Origin of the sequence: Nocardioides sp., from assembly GCF_004803405.1 — a bacterium.
In the GTDB taxonomy this organism is placed as follows: domain Bacteria; phylum Actinomycetota; class Actinomycetes; order Propionibacteriales; family Nocardioidaceae; genus Nocardioides; species Nocardioides vastitatis.
This window is the reverse complement of the sequence record NZ_SSXI01000079.1, coordinates 1-3,848: the sequence shown is the minus strand read 5'-3', so window position 1 is coordinate 3,848 and position 3,848 is coordinate 1. Positions and strand designations below refer to the sequence as shown.

The following is a 3,848-nucleotide window of genomic DNA, read 5'->3' as shown; positions in this document are numbered from 1 at the left end:
AGGCGCGCGCCGACGTCATCGCGCCGGCGCCCGCGCCCGGCGAGGTCGCAGGTCCGACCGAGGCGCCGACCGAGGCGCCGACCGAGGTCGAGAAGTCGCCCCTCGCGCCCGCTGAGCCGGTCGCGCCGACCATCGAGCGGCCTGAGAAGCCGGCCTCGCGGATGGTTCGCCTGCGACAGCGGCTCGCCGGCTCCGGTGCCCTGGGGAGGGGTCTCCTGGGGCTGCTGAGCCGGGACAAGCTGGACGAGGACACGTGGGAGGCGATCGAGGACCTGCTGCTCGGTGCGGACATCGGCGTCGCGCCCACCCAGGAGCTGGTCGAGAAGCTGCGAACCCGGATGCGGGTGGAGGGTGGTGACACCCCGGACGCGCGCACCGTGCTCCGCGAGGAGCTGATCGACCTGGTCGATCCCGCCATGGACCGTGGTCTGCGGGTCAGCGGCGCCGACGGCCAGCCCGGCGTCGTACTCGTCGTGGGCGTGAACGGCACCGGCAAGACGACGACCGTGGGGAAGATCGCGCGGATCCTCGTAGCCGACGACCGCACCGCGCTCCTCGCCGCCGCCGACACGTTCCGTGCTGCCGCGACCGAGCAGCTCGCCACCTGGGGCGAGCGGGTGGGCGTCGAGGTGGTCCGCGGCCCCGAGGGCGGTGACCCCGCGAGCGTCGCGTTCGAGGCGGTGAAGCTCGGCGTGGAGCGCGGCGTCGACACCGTGGTCGTGGACACTGCCGGGCGTCTGCAGAACAAGCAGGGCCTGATGGACGAGCTCGGCAAGGTCAAGCGCGTCATCGAGAAGCAGTCGCCGGTGACCGAGGTGCTCCTGGTCCTCGACGCGACCACGGGCCAGAACGGCCTGGTCCAGGCGAAGGTCTTCTCCGACGTCGTCGACGTCACCGGCATCGTCCTGACCAAGCTCGACGGCTCCGCGAAGGGCGGCATCGTGGTCGCCGTCCAGCGACAGCTCGGCGTTCCGGTCAAGCTGGTCGGCCTGGGGGAGGGCCCCGACGACCTCGCGCCGTTCGACGCGGCTGCGTTCGTCGACGCGCTCCTGGGCTGACCCGGGGTTCATCGGGTCGTAACGCCCGCGGGAAACTCGTAACCCGCGCGAAACATGTCACCGACGACCGCGAAACCTCGCCGCACCAAGGTGTGCACGTCCCCGACTATGTGTCACCGCTGGAGGTCCTATGGACGGCTACTACGCCTGGATGCTGGTGTCCGCATCCTTCGTGCTGATGATGACGGTGCCGGCCCTCGCCCTGTTCTACGGCGGCATGAGCCGCTCGAAGTCCGTCCTCAACATGATGATGATGTCCTTCGGCGCGCTTGCGACCGTCGTCCTCGTGTACGTCCTGTGGGGCTGGTCGATGACGTACTCGGCCGGTGCCGGAGACGACGTGGCCGGCCTGTTCGCGAACCCGTTCACGCTCTTCGGACTCGAGGGCGTCGAGTTCAGCAGCTATGTCTTCGTCGCCTTCCAGATGACCTTCGCGGTGATCACAGCAGCGCTGATCAGCGGTGCGATCGCCGACCGGGTGAAGTTCTCCTCCTGGATGGTGTTCGTCCCCATCTGGGTGACGCTCTCCTACTTCCCGCTCGCGCACATGGTGTGGGGCGGGGGCTTCCTCTCGGCGCTGAACGAGAACGGTCTCTCGTCGCTGCTGTTCGGCTGGGACGCGGCCAACTCGATCGCGAACGTCCTTCCGCAGGACTACGCGGGCGGCACGGTCGTGCACATCAATGCCGGCGTCGCCGGCCTGGTGCTGGTGCTGCTGATCGGGAAGCGCCTCGGCTTCGGCAAGGAGCCGATGAAGCCGCACAACCTGACGCTCACGATGATCGGCGCCGGCCTGCTGTGGTTCGGCTGGTTCGGCTTCAACGTCGGCTCGATCGTCTTCATCGAGGGCGATGGCGGCGAGAAGGACATCGCGCAGTTCATGTCCGAGACCGGCGTCACCTGGATGAACACCACCGTCGCCACGGCCGCCGCGATGCTGGCCTGGCTGATCGTGGAGAAGGTCCGCGACGGCAAGGGCACCTCGCTGGGCTCGGCCTCGGGCATCGTCGCCGGCCTGGTCGCGATCACCCCCGCCTGCGGAGCGGTCGACGTGTATGGCGCGATCGTCATCGGTACGGCGGCCGGCGCGCTCTGCGCACTCGCCGTCGGCCTCAAGTACAGGTACGGCTATGACGACTCGCTGGACGTGGTCGGCGTGCACCTCGTGGGCGGCATCGTCGGCACCGTGATGATCGGCCTCGTCTCGACCGCGTCCGCACCGGGCGGCGTCGACGGCCTGCTCTACGGCGGCGGGCTCAAGCCGCTGGTCGTGCAGGTCGCGACCGCGCTCTTCGCGATGGTCTGGGCGGCCGCCGCCACGCTCGTCGTCGGACTGCTGATCAAGCTCACGCTCGGCTGGCGGATCGACGAGGAGGACGAGGTCGAGGGCATCGACTTCGTCGAGCACGGCGAGTCCGCCTACGATCTCGGCACCAGCGGGGCCCGCCGCTCGGTCCTCGGCACCGGTTCCACCGCTACGGAGGTAAGTGCATGAAGCTCGTCACCGCGGTCATCAAGCCGCACAAGTGGGAAGACGTCCGCGAGGCGCTCGAGGCCTTCGGCGTCACCGGCATGACGGTCAGCGAGGTGAGTGGCTACGGACGGCAGAAGGGCCACACCGAGGTCTACCGCGGCGCCGAGTACGACATCGCCCTGGTGCCGAAGATCCGCATCGAGATCGTGGTCGACGACGCCGACACCGAGGACATCGTCGGCATCATCACCAAGACGGCCCACACCGGACGGATCGGTGACGGCAAGGTCTGGGTGAGCCCGATCGAGACGGTGATCCGGGTCCGCACGGGCGACAAGGACGCCGCGGCGCTTTGACATCGGGTCGAGCGCGTCTCCGCCGCAGGCGGGCAGCACGCTGCCGTCGGTCGTCTCCCGCCGCGCTGCCGACTGCAGACAGATGACCGCCAGCGAGCGCGCCGCACGCACCGACGAGGCTGACAGCCTCTGCTCCAGGGCCTACGACGACGCGGGCGGTCCCGACACCGGGGTCGCCCTCGTCGCGGTCGGTGGGTACGGGCGCGGCGACATGGCGCCGTACTCCGACCTCGACGTGGTCCTGGTCTCCGACGAGGGCGTCGACATCGGCGACCTGGGACAGGTGGTCTGGTACCCGCTGTGGGACTCGGGCGCCAAGCTCGACCACTCCGTGCGCACCCTGTCGGAGATGCTGACGGCCGCGCAGGACGACATCCGGGTGGCCTCCGGCCTGCTCGACGTCCGCCACGTCGCGGGGGACTACAGCCTCACGCTCCGGTTGCGCACCACGATCCTCGCGCAGTGGCGCCGGCAGGCTCGTCGCCGGCTGCCCGAGCTGCGTGAGATCGTTCGCAACCGGCACCGGATGGTCGGCGAGCTCGCCCACCTCTCGATGCCTGACCTCAAGGAGGCCGAGGGCGGCCTGCGGGACGCCACGGTCCTCAAGAGCCTCACCGCCACCTGGCTGGTCGACGTGCCGGCCGCCGACCTCGAACGCTGCCGGCTCCAGCTGCTCGACATCCGCGACGTGCTGCACGCGGCGGCCGGCCGAGCCACCGACCGGATCGCGCCCGAGCACTGGTCGACCCTGGCCGAGGCGCTCGGGCTGCCTGACGAGCGGACCACGCAACGCCAGGTGCGCGACCTCGGCCGGCGGTTGACCCACCTGTCACGCCTGGCGTGGCGACGGACCGACGACGCGCTGCGTCGTACCCCTGCGGCCCGGCCGCGGCGACCGGAGCTCGAGCCGCTGGCACCTGGCGTCGCCCTGTCCAACGGCGAGGTGGTCCTCGACCGCGG

Annotated in this window: 4 protein-coding genes; all 4 read left to right on the top strand. The window is 70.3% G+C overall.

The window, feature by feature from the left end:
* The first annotated feature begins 17 nt into the window (after positions 1 to 17).
* Positions 18 to 1,058, top strand: coding sequence for a signal recognition particle-docking protein FtsY (gene ftsY, locus E7Z54_RS05625; protein WP_240769532.1), 1,041 nt, complete (start codon positions 18 to 20; stop codon positions 1,056 to 1,058).
* Positions 1,059 to 1,188: 130 nt separating this feature from the next.
* The gene (locus tag E7Z54_RS05620) at positions 1,189 to 2,553 is read left to right on the top strand and encodes an ammonium transporter (RefSeq protein ID WP_136432026.1); all 1,365 of its coding nucleotides are present in this window, start codon (positions 1,189 to 1,191) and stop codon (positions 2,551 to 2,553) included.
* Positions 2,550 to 2,888 (top strand): P-II family nitrogen regulator, encoded by a 339-nt coding sequence (locus E7Z54_RS05615; protein ID WP_136432025.1) that lies wholly within the window; start codon positions 2,550 to 2,552, stop codon positions 2,886 to 2,888. The genes E7Z54_RS05620 and E7Z54_RS05615 overlap by 4 nt, the downstream gene beginning before the upstream one ends.
* 82 nt (positions 2,889 to 2,970) lie before the next feature.
* Positions 2,971 to 3,848: nucleotidyltransferase domain-containing protein (locus tag E7Z54_RS05610; RefSeq protein WP_206056033.1), on the top strand; the 878-nt coding region annotated here is incomplete at its 3' end.